This window comes from Kitasatospora sp. NPDC086801, assembly GCF_044745805.1.
Lineage (GTDB): Bacteria > Actinomycetota > Actinomycetes > Streptomycetales > Streptomycetaceae > Kitasatospora.
Genome location: NZ_JBIVAX010000028.1, coordinates 69169 through 92445, shown reverse-complemented (window position 1 = coordinate 92445; position 23277 = coordinate 69169). Strand labels below are relative to the sequence as shown.

The window sequence follows — 23277 nt, the reverse complement described above, 5'->3', positions numbered from 1 at the left end:
CGCGCGAGCCGCCCCATTTCCCTGCACGCGGGGCCTACCCACCGGTAGCGCGGTGTGGCACCCTGCGCGCATGGCCATGCTCGAAACCGCCGCCCCCGCCCCGGTCTCCGACCGCCTCCGGTACGACCGGGCCACCGCGCACCTGGACGGGCCGGTGGCCGTCGTCGACCTCGCCGCCTTCGACGCCAACGCCGCCGACCTGGTGCGCCGGGCCGCCGGCAAGCCGATCCGGGTGGCCAGCAAGTCGGTGCGCTGCCGGGCACTGCTGGAGCGCGCGCTGGCCGTGGACGGCTTCGCCGGGGTGATGAGCTTCACCCTCGACGAGTCGCTCTGGCTGGCCCGCACCGGCGTGCGCGACGTCCTGCTCGCCTACCCCTCCGCCGACCGGGCCGGCTACACCGAGCTGACCGCCGATCCGGCGCTCGCCCGCGAGGTCACCGTCGTCCTCGACGACCCCGCCCAGCTGGACCTGATCGACAAGGCCCGCGGCGGCGACGCCGAGGTGCGGGTCTGCCTGGAGCTGGACACCGCGCTGCACCTGCTCGGCGGGCGGGTCCGGGTGGGCGCCCGGCGCTCCCCGCTGCGCACCCCCGAGGACCTCGGCGCCTTCGCCGAACTCGTCCAGCACCGCCGGGGCTTCCGGGTGGTCGGCCTGATGGCCTACGAGGGGCACGTCGCCGGGGTGGGCGACCGGGTGCCCGGACGGCCGGTGCGCTCGCAGCTGATCCGGCTGATGCAGGCCAGGGCCAGGACCGAACTGGCCGAGCGGCGGGCGGCCGTGGTCCGGCGGCTGCGACGGGTGGCCGAGCTGGAGTTCGTCAACGGCGGCGGCACCGGCAGCGTGGAGTCCACCGTGGCCGAGCGCGCGGTCACCGAGGTCGCGGCCGGCTCCGGGCTCTACCTGCCCCGGCTGTTCGACAACTACCGTTCGTTCCAAGGCCGCCCGGCCGCGCTGTTCGGCCAGCCGGTGGTGCGCCGCCCCGGCGTCGGCGTGGTGACGGTGCTCGGCGGCGGCTACCCCGCCTCCGGCGCGGCCGGCCCGGACCGCTCGCCGGTCCCGTACCTGCCGCAGGGGCTGCGCTACGACCCGCTGGAGGGCGCCGGGGAGGTGCAGACCCCGCTGCTCGGCGCGGCCGCGGACGACCTGCTGATCGGTGACCGGGTCTGGTTCCGGCACGCCAAGGCGGGCGAACTGTGCGAGCGCTTCGCCGAACTGCACCTGGTCGAGGGCGACCGGATCGTCCGGACCGTCCCGACGTACCGGGGCGAGGGGAGGACGTTCCTGTGACCGGGCGGCGGCCGGCAGCGCCACGATCCGCCGCCGGGCCGTCCGGGCCGGCACGACCGACGACGGCCTGACCGTCCGAACGGCCGCCCGTCCATCCGGCGATCGACCGACCGACGACCTTTCCGGAGCCTTAAGCGGGCCCGATGGAACGCCTAACCCGGCCGTTCCGTCGGGCCTTTGCCCTGTTCAGGGGCCTACAGTCCGTCAGAAAGCGCGGCGCGCACGACTATTGCCAGCTGGTCCAGACCAATCATACGCTCTGGCCAGGGGTCCGCGGTCCGGGCCGGCGGCCCCCGAACGGGCAGGCGTGTCCGCTCCCCCACACTCGCCCGGAACGACGGTCAAGGAGTCCCCACCCCATGTCCATCAAGCGAAGTGCCCTGTCCGTCGGCGTGGTCGGCGCCGCGGCCCTCGCGGTGGCCGTTTCCACCGCAGGCACCGCCAGCGCCCACGGCACGATGACCAACCCGGTCAGCCGGGTCGCCGCCTGCTACGCCGAGGGCCCCGAGCACCCGGTGTCCCAGGTCTGCAAGGACCTCGTCGCCGCGAGCGGCACCCAGCCGCTGTACGACTGGAACGAGGTCAACATCGCCAACGCGGCCGGCAACCACCAGGCGCTGATCCCGGACGGCAAGCTCTGCTCGGCCAACCGCGACAAGTACCAGGCCCTGGACTGGCCGCGCACCGACTGGCCGGCCACCGCGGTCAAGGCGGGCGCCTTCACCTTCCAGTTCCGCACCACCGCGCCGCACGTCGGCACCCAGACCGTCTACATCACCAAGCCGAGCTACGACCCCACCAAGCCGCTGAAGTGGTCGGACCTCGACCCGACGCCGGTCGCCCAGGTGCAGGTCGACCGCACCGCCACCAACGGCTTCTACACCTACTCCGGCACCCTGCCGCAGCGCACCGGCCGCCAGCTGCTGTACACGGTCTGGCAGCGCAGCGACAGCCCGGAGGCGTTCTACGGCTGCTCCGACATCGACTTCGGCACGCCCGCCGCGGCCGGCGCCCCGGCCGTTCCGGCGCTCGCCGCCCAGGCCCCGGCCGCGCCCAGCGACGCGCAGATCGCGGCCGACGCGTCCAAGTCCACGGTCGCCCACCACGGCCACGGCGGCGACCCCAACTCCCCGGCCGGCGCGGTGATCCCGACCACCGTCGCGGCCGTCGGCACGTCGGCCACCGGTCCGCTGCTGCTGGCCGGCGCCGCCGCGATCAGCGTCGGCTGGGCCGGCATGGTGCTCCGGCGCCGTCGCATCGAGGCTGTTCGACGCGACTCCTGACGCCGGACGCGGAGCCGGGACGGCCAAACCCCCGTCCGGCCCGGTTCCGCGGCTCCACCCCGTGTGAATCGAACGGCGGCGGGGCCCCCCCCGGGGGGGGGGGGGGGGGGCCCCCCCCGCGGGGGGGGGGGGGGGGGCGGGGGGGGGGGCCGGCGGGGGGGGGGGGGCCCCGGGCGCCCCCGGGGCGCCGCCGGGGCCCCGCCCCCCCCCCCCCCGCGCGGGGGGCGGCCCCCCCCCCCGGGGGCCCCCCGGGGGGGGCGCCCCCCCCCCCCCCCCGCGGGGGGGCCCCCCCCGCCGCGTGAGGAGCGGGTGGCTCAGGTGCTGGTGCCGCTCAGGTGCTGGTTCCGCCGGTGCCACCGGTGGCGCCGCCGGGAAGCCCGCCGCCCGGGATGGACGGCAGCTTGCCCTTGAAGTCGGCGATGCCGTTGACGATGGTGTCCATCAGGCCGAGGTCCGGCGCCTTGTCGGCGATGTCGAAGCCGAAGTGCACGGAGATCAGCGTCTTGCCGTCGGTGGACGGGAAGACCACCGTCTGCACGTAGCCGTTGTTGCCCTTGGGAGCGTCGACCTTCCAGCGGACCAGGTAGCCGTCCTGGCCGTTGACCTTGACCGCCTCGGACTTCAGCTCCTGGTGCCCGGTGATGGCGCCGTACGAGTCCTTGGCCGCCTTCTCGATGTCGGCCTTGGCGGCGGCCTGGGCGTCGGTGCCGCCGCCGCCGATCCGGCCGGTGGTCACCCCGCCGAGGGTGCACGATTCGCTGCCGTCCGGACACTGGTACGGGCCGACCACGACCGAGGCGTAGCCGTCGGGGGTGTAGCCGCCCTGCCAGCCGGAGGGGACGGGCAGGGTGAGCCCGTTCACCAGGTCGATCGCGTTCCCGCCGCCGGGCCTGGTCTTGCCGCTGCCGTTCCCGTTGCCGCCGCTCCCGTTACCGCTGCCGCCGCTCCCGTTGTTGCTGTCGCCGCTGCCGCCGTTCCCGTTCCCGCCGTTGCCACTGCCGCCGTTCCCGCTGCCGCCATTCCCGTTCCCGCCGTTGCCACTGCCGCCGTTCCCGTTGCCGCCGTTCCCGTTCCCGCCGAGGCCCGGGAAGCCGTTCCAGGGGCCGTTCTCGCCGTTCGGGACGGCCTGCCGGGCGCTGCGCTGCGGGCGGTCGCTGCCGTGGCCGTCCATCGCCAGGTAGGTGATCCCGGAACCGGTGCCCAGGCCGAGCAGCGCCGCGACGGTGGCGGCGATCACCAGCGGGGACGGCCGGCGCCGGGGCTTGCGCGGCGGCGGTGCCTCGGAGCCGTAGGCGGTGCCGAAGGGCGGCGGCTCCGGGTAGCGGACGGTCGGCCCGCTGTCCAGCACCTCGCCCTGCAGCACCGTGGGTTCGTCGGCCGACCCCGGCCCCGGCTCCGGAGCCCCGGCCGCCGGGGGCACCGGCTCCGGGGCGTCCGAGGGCGCGGGCCGGGTGCTGGCCGTCCAACCCCTGCCGTCCCACCAGCGCTGCGGCCTCGGGTCGCCGCCGGTGTCCTTCGGGTCCGGGTACCACCCGGCGGGAATCTGCTCGCTCACAACAGAGAATCTAAAGGCACGCGGATAAACGCGAAATCAGCGCGGCCTCTCATTCCGGTGGTTTTCGATGAGATTACGGTGAGAAGGGGCTCGGCGCCCGGCCGGGCGACCGCTCCGGGGCTACAGCGGGGTCACGTAGGCGCCCGAGATGCCGCCGTCCACCAGGAACTCGCTCGCCGTGATGAAGGACGAGTCGTCGCTCGCCAGGAAGGCCACCGCGGCGGCGATCTCCTCGGCCCGGGCGAACCGGCCCAGCGGGATGTGCACCAGCCGGCGGGCCGCCCGCTCCGGGTCCGCGGCGAACAGCTCCCGCAGCAGCGGGGTGTCCACCGGCCCGGGCGACAGCGCGTTCACCCGGATCCCCTCCCGGGCGAACTGCACGCCCAGTTCCCGGGACATCGCCAGCACCCCGCCCTTGGAGGCGGTGTACGAGATCTGCGAGGTGGCCGCGCCCATCCGGGCCACGAAGCTGGCCGTGTTGATGATCGAGCCCCGCCCGTGCCGCCGCATGTACGGCAGCGCGGCCTTGCAGCACAGGTACACCGAGGTCAGGTTGACCTCCTGGACCTTGCGCCAGGCGTCCAGGCCGGTGGTCAGGATCGAGTCGTCCTCCGGCGGCGAGATGCCCGCGTTGTTGAACGCGACGTCCACGCTCCCGTACGTCTCGTACGCCTCGTCGAACAGCGCCTCGACCATGTACGGGTCGGTGACGTCGGTGTGCACGAACAGGCCGCCGACCTCCTTGGCGGCCGCCCGCCCGGACTGCTCGTCCAGGTCCGCACAGACCACCTTCGCGCCCTCCGAGGCGAGCCGGCGGGCGGCCGCCAGGCCGATCCCGCTGCCCGCGCCGGTGATCACGGCGGTGCGGCCGACCAGGCGGCGGCACACCGGGGCGTCGTTCTCCGTCATCGGCTGCTACTCCTCGCTGTGGATGAAGACGTTCTTGGTCTCGGTGAAGTGGCGCAGCGCGTCCGGCCCCAGCTCCCGGCCGACCCCGGACTCGCCGTAGCCGCCGAACGGCGTCCAGTACCGCACCGAGGAGTGCGAGTTGACCGACAGGTTGCCCGCCGCGACGCCGCGGGCCAGCCGCAGCGCCCGGCCGAGGTCCCTGGTCCAGATCGAGCCGGACAGGCCGTAGCGGGTGGCGTTGGCCAGCCGCAGCGCGTCCGCCTCGTCGGTGAACGGCAGCACGGCGGCGACCGGGCCGAAGATCTCCTCGGTGACCGCCGGCACCTCCGGGTCGGTCGGCGCGATCACCGTCGGCGGGTACCAGTAGCCGGGCCCGTCCGGCACCGCGCCGCGGGCCAGCACCGGCAGGTCCGGGGTGACGTAGGAGGCGACCCGGCGCACCTGGGCGGCCGAGATCAGCGGGCCCAGCCGGGTCTCCGGGTCCGCCGGGTCGCCGGTGCGCAGCGCCTCGACGGCGGGCAGCAGCAGCGCCAGGAAGTCGTCGTACGCCTCCCGCTGGACCAGGATCCGGCTGCGCGCGCAGCAGTCCTGACCGCTGTTGTCGGCGAAGGACATCGGGTCCGCGGCGCGGGCCAGATCGGCGTCGGCGAAGACGATGCTGGGGCTCTTGCCGCCCAGCTCCAGGGTGACCCGCTTGGCCCGGGCCGCGCAGCGGGCGGCCACCTCCTTGCCGACCACGGTCGAGCCGGTGAAGACGATCTTGCGGACCGCCGGGTGGTCCACCAGGGCCCGCCCGGTCGTCCCGCCCGTACCCGGCAGCACCTGGAACAGGCCCTCCGGCAGCCCTGCCGCCAGGGCGAGTTCGGCCAGCCTCAGCGCGGTCAGCGGGGTGGCCTCGGCGGGCTTGAGCAGGACGGCGTTGCCCGCCGCCAGGGCGGGCGCGAAGCCCCAGGCGGCGATCGGCATCGGGAAGTTCCACGGCGCGATCACCCCGACCACGCCGACCGGCTCGTGGAAGGTCACGTCCAGGCCGCCGGCCACCGGGATCTGCCGGCCGGTCAGACGCTCCACTCCCCCGGCCGCGTACTCCAGCAGGTCCCGGACGTTGCCGGCCTCCCAGCGGGCGTTGCCCACGGTGTGGCCGGCCTCGCGCACCTCCAGTGCGGCCAGTTCCGGGATGTGCACCTCGACCTGGTCGGCGAACCGGCGCAGCAGCCGGGCCCGTTCGCCCGGTGCCAGCGCCGCCCAGCCCGGCTGGGCCTTCGACGCGCGCTGGACCGCCGCGTCCACCTGCCCGGCGGTGGTGTCCGGGACGGTGGCGAGCACCTCGCCGGTGGCGGGGTTGCGGACGGTGCTGACGGTGGGGTCGGTCATCGGCCTCACATCCGTTCGAAGGATCGGTAGCGCTCCCAGTCGGTGACGGTGCCGTCGAAGGCGCACTGTTCCACCCGGGCCATGTTCAGGTAGTGCTCGACCACGTCGTCGCCGAAGGCCGCCCGGGCCAGCTCGCTGTCCGCCCACAACTCCGCGGCCTCGCGCAGCGAACCGGGCACCCGGGCGTACTCCTCGACGGCGTAGGCGTTGCCCAGGCACGGCGCCGGCAGTTCCAGCTTCCGTTGCAGCCCGTGCAGGCCGGCCGCGATCATCCCGGCCACCGCCAGGTACGGGTTGACGTCCCCGCCGGGCACCCGGTTCTCCATCCGCAGGCCCGGGCCGTGGCCGACCACCCGGTAGGCGCAGGTCCGGTTGTCCCGGCCCCAGGCCACCGCCGTCGGGGCGAACGAGCCCTGGCGGTAGCGCTTGTAGGAGTTGATGTTCGGCGCGTACAGCAGGCTGAACTCGCGCAGCGCCGTCAACTGGCCGGCCAGGAAGTGCCGCATGGTGTCGGTCATCCGGCCGTCCCGGTCGGCGAAGGCCGGCGCGCCCACCGCGTCGCGCAGCGACAGGTGGATGTGGCAGCTGTTGCCCTCGCGCTCGTTGTACTTGGCCATGAAGGTCAGCGCGCACCCCTGCTGCGCGGCGATCTCCTTCGCGCCCGTCTTGTAGACGCTGTGCTGGTCGCAGGTGGTCAGCGCGTCCGCGTAGCGGAAGGCGATCTCGTGCTGGCCGAGGTTGCACTCGCCCTTGGCCGACTCCACCACCAGCCCGGCGCCCGCCATCTCGTTGCGGATCCGGGACAGCAGCGGCTCGACCCGGGCGGTGCCCAGCATCGAGTAGTCCACGTTGTACAGGTTCGCCGGCGTCAGGCCGCGGTAACCGCCCAGCCAGGCCTGCTCGTAGGTGTCCCGGAACACCAGGAACTCCAGCTCGGTCCCGATGTCGGCGGCCAGCCCGTACTCCGCCAGGCGCGCGATCTGGTGGCGCAGCAGCTGGCGGGGGGCCGCGTCCACCGGGTGGCCGCCGTGCCGGGCCAGGTCCGCGGTCACCTGCGCGGTGCCCGGCTGCCAGGGGGTCAGCCGCAGGGTGCCGAGGTCGGGGCGCATCGCGAAGTCGCCGTAGCCGGTGGCCCAGGAGGAGAAGGCGTAGCCGTCGACGGTGTTCAGGTCGACGTCCACGGCGAGCAGGTAGTCGCAGGCCTCGGCGCCGTGCTCGACCACCTCGTCCAGGAAGAAGCGGGCGGCGAAGCGCTTGCCCTGCAAGCGCCCCTGCATGTCCGTGAACGCCAGCGCCACGGTGTGGACCTCGCCGGTGTCCACCAGCATGCGCAGTTCGTCCAGGGTCAGCGGCGCCCGGGGCGGCACGCCCGCGGCGGCGTTCTCGGGCATGACGGAACCCTCCACGATCACTCTTCGAGTTCAAGCGGTCACAGCGAACCGTACGGCCTGCGGCGGACGGCGCGGAAGAGGGCGGGCAGGTGTGGCGCGCCGACATGCGTGGTTGACGGGGGATCAGACGGTACGGGAGGAGAATGCGCGCCATGGATCGCAGGCCTTTCATCGGCGTCAGCACCTACCTGGTCGACGCGAGTTGGAGCAACTGGCGGGGCCGCCGGGTGGCCCTGGTGCCCGAGCGGTACACCGCGTACGTCCAGGAGTCCGGCGGGATCGCGGTGTTGCTCCCGCCCGACTCCCCCGACCGCGCACCCGAGGTGCTCGCCCGGCTCGACGCCCTCGTCATCGCGGGCGGGCCGGACATCGACCCCACCTACTACGGGCAGCCCGCCCATCCCCGCACCGAGGTCGACTCCCCCGAACGGGACCGGTGGGAGTCGGCCCTGCTGCGGGCGGCCCTCGCGGCCGGGATGCCGCTGCTGGGGATCTGCCGGGGCATGCAGGTGCTCAACGTCGTCTGCGGGGGGACCCTCGTCCAGCACCTGCCGGACGTCGTCCCGGTGGACGTCCACGGCGGCACGGACGGCGGGTACGGGACGCACCTGGTGCGGCCGGTGCCGGGGACGCTGCTCGGCGGGCTGCTGCCGGAGAGCGAGTTGGAGGTGCCGACCTTCCACCACCAGTGCGTCGACCGGATCGGGGCGGGCCTGCGGGTCTCGGCCCACGCGCCGGACGGGACGGTCGAGGCGGTCGAGGGCCCGGGGTTCACCCTGGGCGTGCAGTGGCACCCGGAGCAGGGGGACGACCTGCGGGTGATGCAGGCCCTGGTGCAGGCGGCCACGGCGGCGCAGTTGGACACCGCGCAGTTGGACACCGCGCTGCTGGCGTAGCCGGACGGGGCTGAGGCCCGGGAGGTCCCCGCACCCCGTCCGGGGTGCGGGGACCTCCGCGTTCGAAGTGTCAGGCGTGGACGGCGGGTTCGGGCAGGCGGGCGGCGGCGGCGAGGAGGGCCGGGAGCATCCGGGCGGCGTGGGTGGCGTAGCCGTGCGGGGAGGGGTGGACGCCGTCCGGGCCGAGCAGGTGCTCGGCGTCGTCGCGGAACTCGGGGCCCGAGGTGGGGGCCAGGTGGGCGCCGACCCGGTCGGCGGTGCGGACGTGGCGGCGGGCCAGGCGGCGGGACCGGTGGTGGCCGATCCAGCGGGCAGGGGCGCGGAAGCCGGGGCCGTAGCCGGGGTTGGGGCAGGGCACCACGACGAGTTGCCAGCCGGCGTCCCGCAGGTGCTGGGCGACGTGGGCGAAGCGACGGGCGGCGCGGCCAAGCGGAGTCGGCAGCAGGACGTCGTTGCCGCCGACGATCAGGACCGCGACGCCGGGCCGCAGCCGGGCGGCGCGCAGCAATTGGCGACCGACGGCGGCGGTGGTGGCACCGACCCGGGCGCGCACCCGGAGGTCCACCGGGCGGCCGGTGCCCTCGGCCAGGCCCTGGGCGAGCCGGGCGCCGAGGGTCTGTTCGGGCCGGTGGGCGCCGAAGCTCTGGGCGAGCGAGTCGCCGAGCATCAGCAGGGTGAGCGGCCGGGCGTCGGAGGCGGGTTCGGTCGGCCCGTACCGCCCGTCGGCGACCGGGACGGACCAGTCGGCGGGCGGGCGGTGGGCCAGCAGGCGGGCGTAGAGCCGGGCGAGCCGGGCGGCGGGGCGGCGCATGGACGGTGCTCCGGGATCAGGCGGCGGTCAGGACGAGGGCGGCGTTCTGCCCACCGAAGCCGCTGGAGACGGACAGGGCGGTGGGGACGGCGAGCGGGCGCGGCACCTTGACGACCACGTCGAGGTCGATGCCCTCGTCGAGCCGGTCGAGGTTGGCGGTGGGCGGGATGAGCCGGTGCTGGAGGGTCAGGATCGTGACGGCCGCCTCGATCGCCCCGGCCGCGCCCATGGTGTGCCCGATGACGCTCTTGTTGGCGGTGACCGGCGGCGGTCGGCGGAAGACCTGCCGTAGGGCCGCCGCCTCGGCGTAGTCGTTGAGCGAGGTGCCGGTGCCGTGCGCGTTGACGTGCCCGATCTCGCACGGGGCGAGCCCGGCGTCGGCGAGGGCCGCCCGGGCGGCGCGGGCGAGGCCGTCGCCGCCGGGGTGCGGGGCCGTGAAGTGGTGGGCGTCGCAGGCGGCGCCGTGGCCGGCCAGGTGGGCGCGGGGCTGCACGCCGCGGGCCCGGGCGTGTTCGGCGCGTTCGAGGACGAGGACGCCGGCGCCCTCGCCGAGGACGAAGCCGTCCCGGTCGGCGTCGAACGGGCGGGAGGCGCCGGCCGGGTCGTGGCGGCGGCGGGAGAGCGCGCCGAGGCGGTCGAAGGCGACGGCCGTCATCGGCATGCGGGCGCTGTCGGTGCCGCCGGCCAGGACGAGGTCGCAGGTCCCGGCCCGGATCAGGTCGGCGCCGAGGGCGAGGGCGGTGGTGCCGGAGGCACAGGCGGTGCTGACCGTCAGGCCGGGGCCGAGGATGCCCAGGTCGAGGCCGACCTCGCCGGCCGCCATGTTGGGGATGCTGCGCGGCAGCATCAGCGGGGAGACCCGGTCGGCCCGGCCCTGTTCCATCCGTGCGTACTCGACGGCGTAGGTCTGCACGCTGTTGGCGCTGACGCCGAGGACGACGCCGACCCGGGTGCCGTCCCAGGCGGCGGGGTCGAGGGCGGCGTCGGCTACGGCCTGCCGGGCGGCGACCACGGCGAGCTGGGTGAAGCGGTCGAGGCGGCGGGCGAGCCGCCCGCCGAGCAGGGCGGGCGGGTCGAAGTCGGTCACCTGGCAGGAGAAGTCGACGTTCAGGCCGGCGAGTTCGGGGTCGGGCGCAGCAGTGGGCCCGGCGTCGAGGAAGCCGGCCCAGACGGCGGCCGTCCCGGTGCCGGCGGGCGTGACCAGCCCGAGCCCGGTGACGGCCACCGCGCGGGCGCTCAACTGACGGCGCCGGCGGCCAGGGTGGCGTCCGCATGGGCGGCGAGTTCACCGAGGGTGCGGTCCGGGGTGATGTCGGCGACGGTGACGCCGAGCCGCTCCTCCACCACGAGGGAGAGCTCGACCAGGGCGAGGCTGTCGAGCGCCAGCGAGGCGAGGGTGGCGTCGGGGGTGACCACGGCGGGGGAGACGTCGAACTCGTCGACGAGGCAGGCGCGGATCGTGTCGTAGGCGGTGGGCATGGTGAAGTGCCTTTCAGTTCGGGGTGGTTGCGGGTTCGACTGCGGGAACGTCGAGGTCGGGAACGTCGGCTGCGGGGGCCTCGGGAGCGGGGGCCTCGGGAACGGGGGCGGGCCGGTGGCCGCGCCCGGGCAGCCGGTACCAGGCGAGGGCGGCGGCGAGCACCGCGACGGCGCCGCCCACGACGGCCGCCGCGGTGAGGCCGTCGGTGAAGGCGGTCGGGTCGCCGGGCGCGGCGCCGCCGATCGAGGTGGCGAGGACGGAGCCGAGCACCGCCACCCCGAGGGTCGAACCGACCTGCCGGGTGGCATCGTTGAGCGCGGAGCCGACTCCGGCGGCGGAGGCCGGGACGGCGCCCATCACCAGTTCGGTGGCGACCGGCGCCAGCAGTCCGGCGCCGAACCCGGAGAGGGCCTCGAAGAGCAGCACCGGGGCGTCCCCCGATCCGGCCTCCAGCCGGCCGAGTTGGACGAATCCGGCGGCGATCAGCAGCAGTCCGCCGGCCGACGGCACCCGGGCGCCCGACCAGCGGGCCAGCAGCGGCCCGAGGACCGCGCCGACGGCGAGGCCGAGGGAGAGCGGGATCATCCGCAGCCCGGCCTGCCAGGCGGTCAGGCCGCGGACCTGCTGGAGGTAGAGGGTGAGCAGGAACAGCGCGCCGAACATCGCGAAGGTCATCAGCGCGAGCGTCGCGATGGCCGGCCAGACCGGTCCGCCGCGCAGCAGCCGGATCGGCACCATCGGTGCGGCGCAGCGGAGTTGGCGCCGGACGAAGAGCGCCAGCAGCAGGGCGGCCAGGGCGAAGGCGGTCAGTACCCCGGCGCTGGTCCAGCCGCGGCCCGGGGCCTCGATCACGCCCCAGACCAGCGCGAGCAGCCCGGCGCAGGACAGCAGCGCGCCGGGCCCGTCCAGCGGGCGGGCCTCGGGGTCGCGGGACTCGGGCAGCAGCACGAACGCGGCCGCCGCAATCACGACGATCACCGGGACGTTCAGCCAGAACGCCGACTGCCAGCCGTACCGTTCGACCAGCAGGCCGCCCGCGACCGGGCCGAACACCGCGCCGACCCCGGCCACCGCCGCCCAGATCCCGATCGCCCGCTTCCGGGCGGCCGGTTCGGGCAGCACGTGCACGACGGTGGAGAGGGTCGCGGGCATGAACAGGGCCGCCCCGAGGCCCATCCCGCAGCGGGCGGCGACCAGTTGGGCGGCGCCGGTGCCGACCGTCCCGGCCACCGACGCGGCCGCGCAGAGCGCCAGGCCGGTGAGGAAGGCCTTCCGCCGGCCGTACCGGTCGCCGAGCGCACCGGCGGCCAGCACGCAGCCGCCGAGCGCGAGGGCGTAGCCGTCGACGATCCACTGGGTCTCGGCGAGGGTGGGGCCGAGGTCGGCGCGCAGGCCGGGGATCGCCACGTTGAGGACGGTGAAGTCCAGGCCGAGCAGGAACAGCGCGGCGCAGACCACCGCGACGGCCGCCCAGGCCCGGTGCGGGGGCAACGGGGCGTACGGGTGCCGCGTCTTCTCCGGGCGCTGCGCCTTGTCCGGGCGCTGCGCCTTGTCCGGGCGCTGCGCCTTGTCCGGGTGCTGCGCCTTGTCCGGGCGCTGCGCCTTGTCCGGGTGCTGCACGCCCGGGCCTCAGGCCGACTGCCGGAGCGGATCGGCCAGCCGCAGCGGCTCGTCACGCCGCCGGAACCCGATCCGGTACAGCGTGGCCGCACCGCGCAGGAACGTCACTTCGCTGGCCCGCAGGTAGCGCCGGTACCGCCGGTAGCCCTCGGGGCCGACCAGCTGCTCGGCGCCCTCGCGGGCCCGCAGCAGCCGCGCCGACCAGGAGGCCAGGGTGCGGGCGTAGTCCTCCGCCGAGGCGGTCAGCGCGACCACCGAGAAGTACGGGTCGCAGGCGGCGGCGATCTCGCTCAGCCGGGGGAGCCTGGCGTTCGGGAAGATGTCGCTGCCGACGAACTCGCCGACCGGGCCGGTGCCGTCGTAGGCGCCGTCGTAGGCGATGGTCTGCAGCGACATCCGGCCGCCGGGGCGCAGCCAGCGGTGGCAGGCCGCGAAGTAGCGGGCGTAGACGTCGAGCCGCTCGGCCCGGGTCATCCCGGCGGTGGCGAAGTGCTCGAAGGAGCCCATCCCGACGACGGCGTCGTACGGCCGCTCGGGGGCGTGGTCCTCCCAGCTCTCCAGCCGGGGCTCGGCGCCGGGCAGGGCGCGGGCGGCGAGGAAGTCGTACTGGGCACGGGAGATGGTGAGGCCGACGGCGCGGGCGACCCGGTCGTCGCGGCTCGCGTGCTCCAGCATCGCGCCCCAGCCGCAGCCGATGTCCAGCAGCCACAGGCCGTCGCCGGGGCGGGCGCCGACCAGGTCCAGGTGGTGGTCGAGCTTGGCGCGCTGGGCGCGGGGCAGGGCGGTGGCGTCCGGCTCGTCGCGCGGGATGCCGTCCCACTTGGCGGCGGTGTAGGCGAGCGTCTCGTCCAGCCAGAGGGCGTAGAAGTCGTTGCCGAGGTCGTAGTGGAACTCGATCTCGGCGGCACTGGCGCCGGCGGTGGTGATGGTCATGCGGTTCCTGTTCTGCTGAGGCGGGCGGGGTTCAGGCATGCTCGGCCCGGCGGGTTCGGGCGAGCGCTGCGGGGCGCAGGCGTGCCCGCCGGGTGCAGGCGTGCTCGGCGGGTTCGGGCATGCTCGGCGGGGTTCAGGCATGCTCGGCCCGGCGGGCTCGGACGGCGAGTGCCTGGGCGCGGCGCTCGACGAAGCGGGCGGCCCGGGCGTCCAGCTGCTCGACGTGCGCGGCGAGCCGCTCGCGGGCCTGCTCCCCTGCGGGGCCGAGCCCGACCAGGTCGTGCACCCTGAGGGCGCGCAGCATCGGGACGAGCACCTCGTCGTGGTGCACCCGCGGGTCGTAGACCCCGGCCACCGCGATCTCGGCGGCCATCCGGCCGAAGCCGGGCATGCCCTGGCCGGGCATGGCGAAGTCGCGGACCGTCCGGTCGAGCGTGACGAGCACCTGGTCGGCGTCCAGCTCCAAGGCCGTGCGCAGCAGTTCCCGGTAGAACACCATGTGCAGGTTCTCGTCCTGGGCGATCCGGGCGAGCAGCCGGTCGCAGACCGGGTCGCCGCTGACCCGGCCGGCGTTGCGGTGGCTGACCCGGGTGGCGAGCTCCTGGACGGCGGCGTAGGCGACCACGCCGAGGACGCCCTCGGGCTCCGGGACGGTGCCGGTGCCGAGGTGGGCCATCCGGGCGCGTTCCAGGGCGACCGGGTCGACGGCGCGGGCGGCGTGCAGGTAGCCGCGGAGGGCGGAGGCGTGCCGGTCCTCCTCGGCGGTCCACTGGTGCAGCCAGGCGCCCCAGGCGCCGTCCCGGGAGGTCTGCGCGCCGATGGTCCAGTGGTAGCCGGGCAGGTTGTCCTCGGTCAGCAGGTTGACGACCAGGGCGGAGCGCAGGGCGGGGCTGAGCGCGGACTGCCCGGGGTGCCAGGGTTCGCCGTCGAGCGGGCCGTCGAAGTCCCGGCCGAGGCTCCAGGGAACATACTGGTGCGGGAACCACTCGCGCGCCGCCGCGAGATGACGGTTCATCAACTCTTCGGCGGTCGACTCCAGTTCGGCGATCCAGTGAACGGTCTCCGGCGTAGCGATCTTCACGGGGCATGATCGTCGCCGAACCGCGCGTCGCAGTGCAAGCCGACCTCACCCGTTCAGGTGACGCGGGTCTCCGGCCCTGACCGGGGCCTATGCCGACGGCAACGGGAAGGGCGCGCCCCCGGCGAGAACCGCCCTTCCACCCGGCCGGAGCAAGCCGTCCGGACGGCAACGACAACGGTCACCAGTACAGCCTTTGGATCTCTGTCCATTCTGCGGTTCACTTCGGGTGCAGGGCGATCGCGCCCCTCCCCTCCCACCCGTGCGTCCAGAGAGGACTTCGATGGCCGGGCACGAGCATTCCCCCGCTGATCATGCGCATGACCACAAGCACGCGCACGACCACGGCGGACACCGACACGGCGGACACGGCGGTCACGGCGGTCACTCGCACGGCGTCGCCGCCGACGCCGACCGCCGCTGGCTGCTCAGCGCCCTCGCGCTCATCGTCGTCTTCATGGCCGGCGAGGTCGTGGTCGGCTTCGCCGCGAAGTCCCTGGCCCTGATCTCCGACGCGGCACACATGCTCACCGACGCCGCCTCGATCGTCCTCGCGCTGGTCGCGATGCGCCTGGCCGCCCGCCCGGCCCGCGGCGGCTACACGTACGGCCTCAAGCGCGCCGAGATCCTGTCCGCGCAGGCCAACGGCGTCACGCTGCTGGTGCTGTCCGCCTGGCTGGGCTACGAGGCCGTCACCCGGCTGTTCGAGCCGCCGGAGGTCGCCGGCTCGCTGGTGCTGGTCACCGCGCTGATCGGGATCGTGGTCAACCTGGCCGCCGCCTGGTGCATGTCGAAGGCCAACCGCAGCTCGCTGAACGTCGAGGGCGCCTTCCAGCACGTGCTCACCGACCTGTACGCGTTCATCGCCACCGCCGTCGCCGGCGCCGTCATGCTGACCACCGGCTTCGTCCGGGCCGACGCGATCGCCTCGCTGATCGTGGTCGCGCTGATGCTCAAGGCCGGCATCGGCCTGGTCCGCGACTCCGGACGGATCTTCCTGGAGGCCGCCCCGGCCGGCATCGACCCGGACGCGGTGGCCGACCGGATGGTCGCCCAGCCGCTGGTCGAGGAGATCCACGACCTGCACATCTGGGAGATCACCTCCAACCAGCCGGCCCTGTCCGCGCACATCCTGGTCACCCCCGGCGGCGACTGCCACGCCGTCCGGCGCGAGCTCCAGCGCGGACTGGCCGACGAGTACGGCATCACCCACAGCACGCTCCAGGTCGACCACGTCGGCGAGGACGCGGCCGGCGCCCTGCTCCAGATCGCCGCCCCGGGCGAGCAGCCCGCCGAACACTGCGCCGACGCGCACGGCCCGGTCCACCGTGCCGGCCCGCACGAACACTGAAGCCGCCCTCCTGTCGTCGCGGTGCGGCATGATCTGACACGTGACCGCACCGCGACTGATGCTCCTCGACTCCGCCAGCCTGTACTTCCGGGCCTACTACGGCGTGCCGGACACCCTGCGCTCCCCGCAGGGCGAACCGGTCAACGCCGTCCGCGGCCTGCTGGACTTCATCGCCCGGCTGGTCCACGACCACCGCCCCGACCAGCTCGTCGCCTGCATGGACGCCGACTGGCGCCCGCAGTGGCGGGTCGACCTCATCCCCTCCTACAAGACCCACCGGGTCGCCGAGGCGGCCCAGGACGGCGAGGAGGAGGTGCCGGACACCCTGGCCCCGCAGGTCCCGGTGATCGAGCAGGTGCTGGACGCGCTCGGCATCGCCCGGGTCGGCTCCCCCGGCTACGAGGCGGACGACGTGATCGGCACCCTCACCGCCCACGCCGAGGGCCCGGTGCAGATCGTCACCGGCGACCGCGACCTGTTCCAACTGGTCGACGACGCCCGCGGGATCACCGTGCTCTACCCGGTCAAGGGCATGGGCAACCTCCAGGTCACCGACGACGCGCTGCTGTTGGAGAAGTACGGCGTGCGCGGCGCCCAGTACGCCGACATGGCCGCCCTGCGCGGAGACCCGAGCGACGGCCTGCCCGGCGTCAAGGGCATCGGCGAGAAGACCGCCGTCCAGCTGATCAACGAATACGGCGACCTCGCCGCCGTCCGCGCCGCCGCCCTGGACGTCGGCTCCAAGCTCACCCCGGCCCGCCGCCGCAACATCGTCGAAGGCGCCCCCTACCTCGACGTCGCCCCGACCGTCGTCCGAGTCGCCCCCGACGCCCCGCTCCCCGCCTTCGACCCGGCGCTCCCCCACGAACCGCTCGACCCGATGACCCTGGAGGAACTCTCCACCCGCTGGGGCCTCGGCAGCTCCCTCGACCGCCTCCTGGAGTCCCTCTCCGCCCGCTGAGCCCGTACACGCGAAGGGGCCCGCACGTTCCTATCGAACGCGCGGGCCCTGGATGCCCGACCGACAGTCGACAACTCAGGCGGCGGCACCGTGTCCCGGACGACCCTGACCGCCGGACGATGGGTTGCCGACAAGGCTCGTCTCCTGTCACTCGAACGTGAGCCGGGGAATCGCCTCGATGTCGATCCCGTACCGGCGGTAGACCTTGGTCGTGTTCTCACTCGTCAGCTTCTCCAGAGGGAGCTTGAGCGCGAGGGCGATCACGTGGACGTGTTCGGCGCTGTCGCCCTCGATCTCCACGTACGGGGGGATCAGCGGCCAGTGGTCGATCTCGACGGCCGCGCCGCCCAGCGTCCAGGCGGACCGGCGGTTCTCCTGGTACGCCTTCGGCTGGTAGCCGAGCTGGCCGAGGAGTGTGTTCGTGACATCGAAGTCACCGACGGTCGTCTCCGTTTCGGTCACGCCGTCGATCGCGTCGGAGTGGATCTCCTTGACGCACAGCGTGACGTCGCTGCCGGTGTCACGCAGCCGGACCCACGCACCCGGCCGGCCGGGAATGTCGTAGACATAGCGGCGCTGGAATCGGTCACCCAGATGCTCGGCCCCGGCCTCGGTCAGGAGCGCGCACATCTTCTCCGGCTCGATGTTGAAAACCTTCGCTTCGAACTCGGTTACGGTCACGGCGAGTTGCCCTCCTCGATGCGATGCGGGACATTCGGGCGCACGATATCGGTGATACCTCGTGCGACCTCGTCCAGGCCGGGGTGGACGATGGCGAGTCCGCGCGAGACGGGCCGCGACCACAGGACTCGACTGAGCGAGGCCGCCGACTACCACTCTTCCCCTTCGGAAACGCTCTCGCCTTTCCTCCTTCTGAGCAGGAAGTCGGCCCAGCCGACTTCCTGCTCAGCGCCGTCGCCGCTTCGGCGGGAGGCGAAGCGGCGACGAGAGCAGGGGGAAGTCGCCAAGGCCGCAGGCCGGGCAGCTTCCCCCACACCACCGCACCTAACAAAGCCCTACTAGGGAGCCGCCAGGCGCGAGAGGGGCCCGCACGTTCGGGGTGAACGTGCGGGCCCCTGTCGTACCTGGCTAGCTCACCGAGGAGTAGGCGATGATGCCGCGGCGCAGGCCGTCGACGGCCTTGCGGGCCGTGCGGCGGAGTTCGGCGTCCTCGCCGGCCGCGTCCTGGATCTGGCCGAGGACGTCGATCAGTTGCTTGGTCCAGCGGACGAAGTCGCCGGCCGGCATGTCGGCGTCGCGCAGCACCTGGTCCAGGCTGTGGCCGAGGGCCCAGCGGTGGGCGGCCCAGGCGAAGCCGAGGTCGGGCTCGCGCTGGCCGACGCCCTCGGCGGTGTTGATCCGGTGCTGCTCCTCCAGGGCGTCCAGGTGGCCCCAGATCCGGACCATCTGGCCGAGCGCCTCCTTGGCCCCGCCCTCCGGCACCCGGGGGGCGGTGGCGTCGTCGGACTGGCGCGCCTCGTAGACCAACGCCGAGGCGCAGGCGGCGAGTTCGGCGGCGTCCAGGCCGCTCCAGACACCCTCGCGGATGCACTCGGAGGCGAGCAGGTCGAGTTCGCCGTAGAGCCGGCCGAGGCGCTTGCCGTCGTCGGTGACGGTGTCGCCGCTCAGGTAGCCGAGGTCGGTGAGCAGCCCGCAGACCCGGTCGAAGGTGCGGGCGATGGTGTGGGTGCGGGAGCGCATCCGGCGTTCCAGTACCTCGGTGTCGCGGTGCAGGCGGTGGTAGCGCTCGGCCCAGCGGGCGTGGTCCTCCCGCTCGTCGCAGCCGTGGCAGGGGTGCTGGCGCAGTTCGGTGCGCAGCCGGGTGATCTCCTGGTCGTCGGCGGCGGCCGCGCGGCCCCGGCGGAACCGCTCGGGCTCCAGGTGGCCGGCCTTGGTGCGCAGCGCGGAGGCGAGGTCCCGGCGGGACTGCGGGCTGCGCGGGTTGAAGGACTTGGGGATGCGCACCCGATCGACGGCGGCGACCGGGTACGGGAAGTCGATCATGGCGAGCCGCTTGACCTGCCGCTCGGCGGTGAGCACCACCGGGCGGGGCCCGTCCTGGAAGTCGGGGTGGCGGCCGACCCGGCCGTTGCGGCTGACCGGCGGCAGGCCCGGGTCGAGGACCAGGGCGAGGCCGGCGAACTTGCCGGTGGGGACGTGGATGACGTCGCCCGGCTTGAGCTGCTCGATCGACTCGACGGCGGCCGCGCGGCGCTGGCTGCTGCCCTCGCGGGCGAGTTCGTTCTCCCGGTCCTTGAGCCGGCGGCGCAGGTCCATGTACGCGTCGAAGTCGCCGAGGTGGCAGGTCATCGACTCGCGGTAGCCCTCCAGCCCCTCTTCGTTGCGCTGGACCTGGCGGGCGATGCCGACCACCGAGCGGTCGGCCTGGAACTGGGCGAAGGAGGTTTCCAGCAGTTCGCGCGAGCGGTGCCGGCCGAACTGGGAGACCAGGTTGACGGCCATGTTGTAGGACGGCCGGAACGAGGACTTGAGCGGGTAGGTGCGGGTGCCGGCCAGACCGGCCAGCGCCTCCGGGTCGAGGCCGCGCTGCCAGAGCACCACGGCGTGGCCCTCGACGTCGATGCCGCGGCGCCCGGCCCGGCCGGTGAGCTGGGTGTACTCGCCGGGGGTGATGTCGGCGTGGGTCTCGCCGTTCCACTTGACCAGCTTCTCCATGACCACCGAGCGGGCGGGCATGTTGATGCCGAGCGCCAGGGTCTCGGTCGCGAAGACGGCCTTGACCAGGCCCTTCACGAACAGCTCCTCGACCACCTCCTTGAACCGCGGCAGCATCCCGGCGTGGTGGGCGGCGATGCCGCGCTCCAACCCGTCCAGCCACTCGAAGTAGCCGAGGACGTGCAGGTCCTCGTCGGGGATGTCGGCGCAGCGTTCCTCGACGAAGGCCCGGACGACGGCGCGGTCGGCGTCCTTGTTGAGCCGCAGGCCGGAGCTGAGGCACTGCTGGACGGCGGCCTCGCAGCCGGCCCGGCTGAAGATGAAGGTGATCGCGGGCAGCAGCCCCTCGGCGTCGAGCCGGTCGATGACGTCCACCCGGCCCGGCGTCCAGACCCGGCCGGGGCGGCCGTTGGGCATGCTGCGGCCCCGGCCGCGGCCGAACCGGTCGCGCGGGTTGCGGTCCAGCTCGGAGCGGGCGAGCCGGACCAGCTCGGGGTTGACGGCCTTGCCGGGGTTGCGCGGGCCGTCCTTGGGGCGGCCGTCCCGGTCGGGGTTGGCGAACAGGTCGTACATCCGGTTGCCGGCCATCACGTGCTGCCACAGCGGCACGGGCCTGGTCTCGGAGACGATCACCCGGGTGCCGCCGCGCACGGTGTCCAGCCAGTCGCCGAACTCCTCGGCGTTGGAGACGGTCGCGGAGAGCGAGACGAGGGTGACCGACTCGGGGAGGTGGATGATGACCTCCTCCCAGACGGCGCCGCGGAAGCGGTCGGCGAGGTAGTGCACCTCGTCCATGACGACGTAGCCGAGGCCGTCGAGGGTGCTGGAGCCCGCGTAGAGCATGTTGCGCAGCACCTCGGTGGTCATGACCACCACGGGGGCGTCGCCGTTGACGGTGTTGTCGCCGGTGAGCAGGCCGACCTTGGCGGCGCCGTAGCGCTTGACCAGGTCGCCGTACTTCTGGTTGGACAGCGCCTTGATGGGCGTGGTGTAGAAGCACTTGCGGCCGCCCAGGAGGGCCAGGTGGACGGCGAACTCGCCGACGATGGTCTTCCCGGAGCCGGTGGGCGCGGCGACCAGGACGCCCGAGCCCGCCTCCAGCGCCTCGCAGGCCTCCAGCTGGAAGTCGTCCAGCGGGAAGTCGTAGAGCTGCTGGAAGCCGTGGAGCGCGGTCGCCTGCTCCTTGGCCCGGCGGCGGCTGGCCGCGTACGCCTCGGCGGGGCTGAGCTCCTGGTCGTCGTGGGGCTGGGGCTCAGGGGTGTTCATCGCCGTCCGGGTGTGGTTGGTGTGATCTCGCATCTCAGCGAGAGGTTACCCGGCGGCACCGACATCAATAGCACCGTTTTTCCGTGCGACGGGATCGGCTCGTCCGTGCGACGGGATCGGCCGCTGGATCACTCCGGGATCGCTTCTCTCTCACATCCATAGTTGCAAACATCTTCAAGTGATCGGAGTCCGACCAGCTTCGGACGTCTCCGGTCATCCCCGGTGGAGCGCCGTCCGACCTCCCTACCGTCGTTGCCACGGCGGACCCACCGCCACCAACTCACGGGAGGACACCGACGATGGCGAACCTGGAGACGTCCCTCAAAGAGGCCATGGGGATCGACGGCGCGATCGGCGTCGCCCTGGTCGACTACGGCAGCGGCATGGCGCTCGGCAGCCTCGGCGACGGCGGCGAACTGGACCTCAACGTCGCCGCCGCCGGGAACACCGACGTGGTCCGCGCCAAGATGCGGGCGATGGAGATGCTCAACCTGCACGACAACGAGATCGAGGACATCCTGATCAGCCTCACCAACCAGTACCACCTGGTCCGACCGATCACCACGCCCACCGGGCGCGGCCTCTTCCTCTTCCTGGCGCTCAACCGCGGCCGCTCCAACCTCGCGATGGCCCGCCACCAGCTCAAGCGGATCGAACTCTCGCTGGAGATCTGAGCGGACCGACACCAGGGAAGGGGGGACTCGTGGCGGTAGCGCTCTACCAGGCCAAGGCCGAGTTCTTCCGGATGCTCGGCCATCCCGTCCGGATCCGGGTGCTGGAACTGCTCCAGGCCGGACCGACGCCCGTCCGCGGGCTGCTCGCCGAGCTGGAGGTCGAGCCCTCCAGCCTCTCCCAGCAGCTCGCGGTGCTGCGCCGGTCCGGCATCGTCACCGCCACCCGGGAGGGCAGCACGGTGGTGTACGAGCTGGCCGGCGGCGACGTCGCCGACCTGCTGCGAGCGGCCCGGCGGATCCTCACCGGGCTGCTCGCCGACCAGAACCTGCTGCTCGCCGAACTGCGGGCCAGCTCCGAGCGAGCCGGATCCGAGCGAGCCAGCTCCGAGCGGGCCGGATCGGAGCGAGCCGGATCCGACCGGCCCGGCCCGGAGTAGCCGCGTGCGGGCCCGCCCGGACTAGCCGCGTGCGCAGGCCGGCCCCCGCGAGCCGGTCAGCCCTTCAGCAGGTCGGCCAGCCCGTCCGCCAGCCGCTCGTACTCCCGCGGCCGGTTGTACAGCTGCGCGCTGACCCGCAGCACCCCGCCGCCGGCCCACGGGCGGATCGCGATCCGGGTGCCGAGCCGCTGCCACACCTCGTCCCGCAGCGGTCTCACGTCCTGCTCCGCCTCGACGCACCCGGCCGGCAGCCGGACGGAGCGCATCGAGACCCCGGGCGTCGCGGGCAGCGGTGACAGGCCGGCCCGCTCGGCGAGCACCCGCTGGCCGTACCCGGCGAGCGCGGCGTTGTGCGCGGCCACCGCCTCGGGGCCGAGCTCGCGCAGCAGCTCGAACCCGGCCGGGGCGGCCAGCCAGCCCGTGTAGTCGCAGGTGCCGCGCCACTCGACGTTCCACGGGAAGCCCCGGTCGTGCTCCCAGGAGAAGGTGAGCGGGCGCACCCGGTCCACCCACTCCGGGCGGACGGCGAGCACGCCGGTGCCGCGCGGGGCGAAGGCCCACTTGTGCAGGTTGCCGAACCAGAAGTCGGCGTTCGGGTCGACCGGGGCGGGCAGCATGCCGGGGGCGTGGGCGCCGTCCACGACGGTGGTCACGCCGCGCTCGCGCAGGTCGGCGAGCAGGCCCGCTCCGGCGATCAGGCGGGCGGTGGGCGAGGTGATCTGGTCCAGCACCGCGACGGTGACGCGCTCGTCGACGGCGGCGAGCACCGCCTCCCGGACGGCCTGCTCGTCGGGGGTGTCCAGCGGCAGTTCGACCTCGACCACCTCGGCGCCGGTCTCGGCGGCCCGGCGGGCGGCGGCCCGGGTGACCACCCCGTAGCCGTGGTCGGTGACCAGGATCCGGTCGCCGGGCGCGAACGGGATGGTGTCCAGGGCTATCGCGACCGCCTCGGTGACGTTGGAGACCAGGGCGAGCCGGCCCGGGTCGACGGCCAGGTCGGCGGCGATCCTGGTCCGCGCCGCGCCGACCCGGGCCGGCAGGTCGGCGAAGAAGCCGTCCGGGTCCAGCTCGTGTTCGGCGCGCAGCCGCTGCTGCGCCCGCTGCACGGGGACGGGCACCGCGCCGAACGAACCGTGGTTCAGGTGCGCCGCGTCCGGTGAGACGCCGAACAGCCCGTCGGCCGCGGGCAGCGGGGCCGGGGGTTCGGCGGTCCACAGGTCCTCGATCACGGCATCCTCCGCATTGTGATGTGTGACATTTCACATGACAGGGTACTGGTCGGGTGGCGTGTCCC

At 74.0% G+C, this 23277-nt stretch carries 20 protein-coding genes; 7 read left to right on the top strand and 13 right to left on the bottom strand.

All coding sequences use genetic code 11. The features are described from left to right. Positions 1-70: 70 nt before the first annotated feature. A complete protein-coding gene (locus tag ACIPLC_RS25905) occupies positions 71-1288 on the top strand; it encodes an alanine racemase (RefSeq protein ID WP_400475411.1) in 1218 nt (405 codons plus the stop codon). A 359-nt stretch (positions 1289-1647) separates the two neighbouring features. Next, on the top strand, positions 1648-2571 hold the full coding sequence (locus tag ACIPLC_RS25900) for a lytic polysaccharide monooxygenase (RefSeq protein WP_400475410.1): 924 nt from the start codon (positions 1648-1650) through the stop codon (positions 2569-2571). 331 nt (positions 2572-2902) lie between these two features. Here ACIPLC_RS25900 and ACIPLC_RS25895 read toward each other — a convergent pair whose 3' ends face one another. The 4 genes from ACIPLC_RS25895 to ACIPLC_RS25880 all read right to left on the bottom strand — a co-directional run bounded on the left by ACIPLC_RS25895 (position 2903) and on the right by ACIPLC_RS25880 (position 7800). Further along, positions 2903-4126, bottom strand: a complete 1224-nt coding sequence (locus tag ACIPLC_RS25895) for a DUF2510 domain-containing protein (protein ID WP_400475409.1) — start codon at positions 4124-4126, stop codon at positions 2903-2905. Between the two features lie 120 nt (positions 4127-4246). Next, positions 4247-5035, bottom strand: a complete 789-nt coding sequence (locus ACIPLC_RS25890; RefSeq protein WP_400475408.1) for a 3-oxoacyl-ACP reductase — start codon at positions 5033-5035, stop codon at positions 4247-4249. Between the two features lie 6 nt (positions 5036-5041). Beyond that, positions 5042-6409 (bottom strand): aldehyde dehydrogenase family protein, encoded by a 1368-nt coding sequence (locus ACIPLC_RS25885; protein WP_400475407.1) that lies wholly within the window; start codon positions 6407-6409, stop codon positions 5042-5044. 5 nt (positions 6410-6414) lie between these two features. Next, entirely contained in the window at positions 6415-7800 is a 1386-nt protein-coding gene (locus tag ACIPLC_RS25880; protein WP_400475406.1) for a glutamine synthetase family protein, read from the bottom strand. Positions 7801-7952: 152 nt separating this feature from the next. Between ACIPLC_RS25880 and ACIPLC_RS25875 the strand changes: the two genes are divergently transcribed. Then, positions 7953-8696 (top strand): gamma-glutamyl-gamma-aminobutyrate hydrolase family protein, encoded by a 744-nt coding sequence (locus ACIPLC_RS25875; protein ID WP_400475405.1) that lies wholly within the window; start codon positions 7953-7955, stop codon positions 8694-8696. A gap of 70 nt (positions 8697-8766) precedes the next feature. On the opposite strand, the gene ACIPLC_RS25870 is transcribed toward ACIPLC_RS25875, so the two are convergent. The 6 genes from ACIPLC_RS25870 to ACIPLC_RS25845 all read right to left on the bottom strand — a co-directional run bounded on the left by ACIPLC_RS25870 (position 8767) and on the right by ACIPLC_RS25845 (position 14621). Beyond that, complete coding sequence (locus ACIPLC_RS25870; RefSeq protein ID WP_400475404.1) at positions 8767-9507, bottom strand: SGNH/GDSL hydrolase family protein; 741 nt, start codon at positions 9505-9507, stop codon at positions 8767-8769. A gap of 16 nt (positions 9508-9523) precedes the next feature. Next, entirely contained in the window at positions 9524-10747 is a 1224-nt protein-coding gene (locus tag ACIPLC_RS25865; RefSeq protein WP_400475403.1) for a beta-ketoacyl-[acyl-carrier-protein] synthase family protein, read from the bottom strand. Then, positions 10744-10986, bottom strand: a complete 243-nt coding sequence (locus tag ACIPLC_RS25860) for an acyl carrier protein (RefSeq protein ID WP_400475402.1) — start codon at positions 10984-10986, stop codon at positions 10744-10746. The genes ACIPLC_RS25865 and ACIPLC_RS25860 overlap by 4 nt, the downstream gene beginning before the upstream one ends. 13 nt (positions 10987-10999) lie before the next feature. Next, positions 11000-12607: an MFS transporter gene (locus ACIPLC_RS25855; RefSeq protein ID WP_400475401.1), complete on the bottom strand. Its 1608-nt coding sequence runs from the start codon at positions 12605-12607 to the stop codon at positions 11000-11002. 9 nt (positions 12608-12616) lie between these two features. Next, positions 12617-13540, bottom strand: a complete 924-nt coding sequence (locus ACIPLC_RS25850) for a class I SAM-dependent methyltransferase (protein ID WP_400475400.1) — start codon at positions 13538-13540, stop codon at positions 12617-12619. 133 nt (positions 13541-13673) lie between these two features. After that, positions 13674-14621, bottom strand: a complete 948-nt coding sequence (locus ACIPLC_RS25845) for an acyl-ACP desaturase (RefSeq protein WP_400475399.1) — start codon at positions 14619-14621, stop codon at positions 13674-13676. Positions 14622-14901: 280 nt separating this feature from the next. Here ACIPLC_RS25845 and ACIPLC_RS25840 point away from each other — a divergent pair, with 280 nt between their 5' ends. Then, entirely contained in the window at positions 14902-15969 is a 1068-nt protein-coding gene (locus ACIPLC_RS25840; protein WP_400475398.1) for a cation diffusion facilitator family transporter, read from the top strand. 58 nt (positions 15970-16027) lie between these two features. Continuing rightward, positions 16028-16930: a 5'-3' exonuclease H3TH domain-containing protein gene (locus ACIPLC_RS25835; RefSeq protein WP_400475426.1), complete on the top strand. Its 903-nt coding sequence runs from the start codon at positions 16028-16030 to the stop codon at positions 16928-16930. 147 nt (positions 16931-17077) lie between these two features. On the opposite strand, the gene ACIPLC_RS25830 is transcribed toward ACIPLC_RS25835, so the two are convergent. After that, positions 17078-17611: a class IV adenylate cyclase gene (locus tag ACIPLC_RS25830; protein ID WP_400475397.1), complete on the bottom strand. Its 534-nt coding sequence runs from the start codon at positions 17609-17611 to the stop codon at positions 17078-17080. Positions 17612-18019: 408 nt separating this feature from the next. Continuing rightward, on the bottom strand, positions 18020-20872 hold the full coding sequence (locus ACIPLC_RS25825) for a DEAD/DEAH box helicase (protein WP_400475425.1): 2853 nt from the start codon (positions 20870-20872) through the stop codon (positions 18020-18022). 299 nt (positions 20873-21171) lie between these two features. Between ACIPLC_RS25825 and ACIPLC_RS25820 the strand changes: the two genes are divergently transcribed. Beyond that, the gene (locus ACIPLC_RS25820) at positions 21172-21546 is read left to right on the top strand and encodes a hypothetical protein (protein WP_063346882.1); all 375 of its coding nucleotides are present in this window, start codon (positions 21172-21174) and stop codon (positions 21544-21546) included. Between the two features lie 29 nt (positions 21547-21575). Then, entirely contained in the window at positions 21576-21983 is a 408-nt protein-coding gene (locus ACIPLC_RS25815; protein WP_400475396.1) for an ArsR/SmtB family transcription factor, read from the top strand. Between the two features lie 56 nt (positions 21984-22039). On the opposite strand, the gene ACIPLC_RS25810 is transcribed toward ACIPLC_RS25815, so the two are convergent. Further along, complete coding sequence (locus tag ACIPLC_RS25810; RefSeq protein WP_363583841.1) at positions 22040-23212, bottom strand: aminotransferase class V-fold PLP-dependent enzyme; 1173 nt, start codon at positions 23210-23212, stop codon at positions 22040-22042. Between the last annotated feature and the right edge of the window lie 65 nt (positions 23213-23277).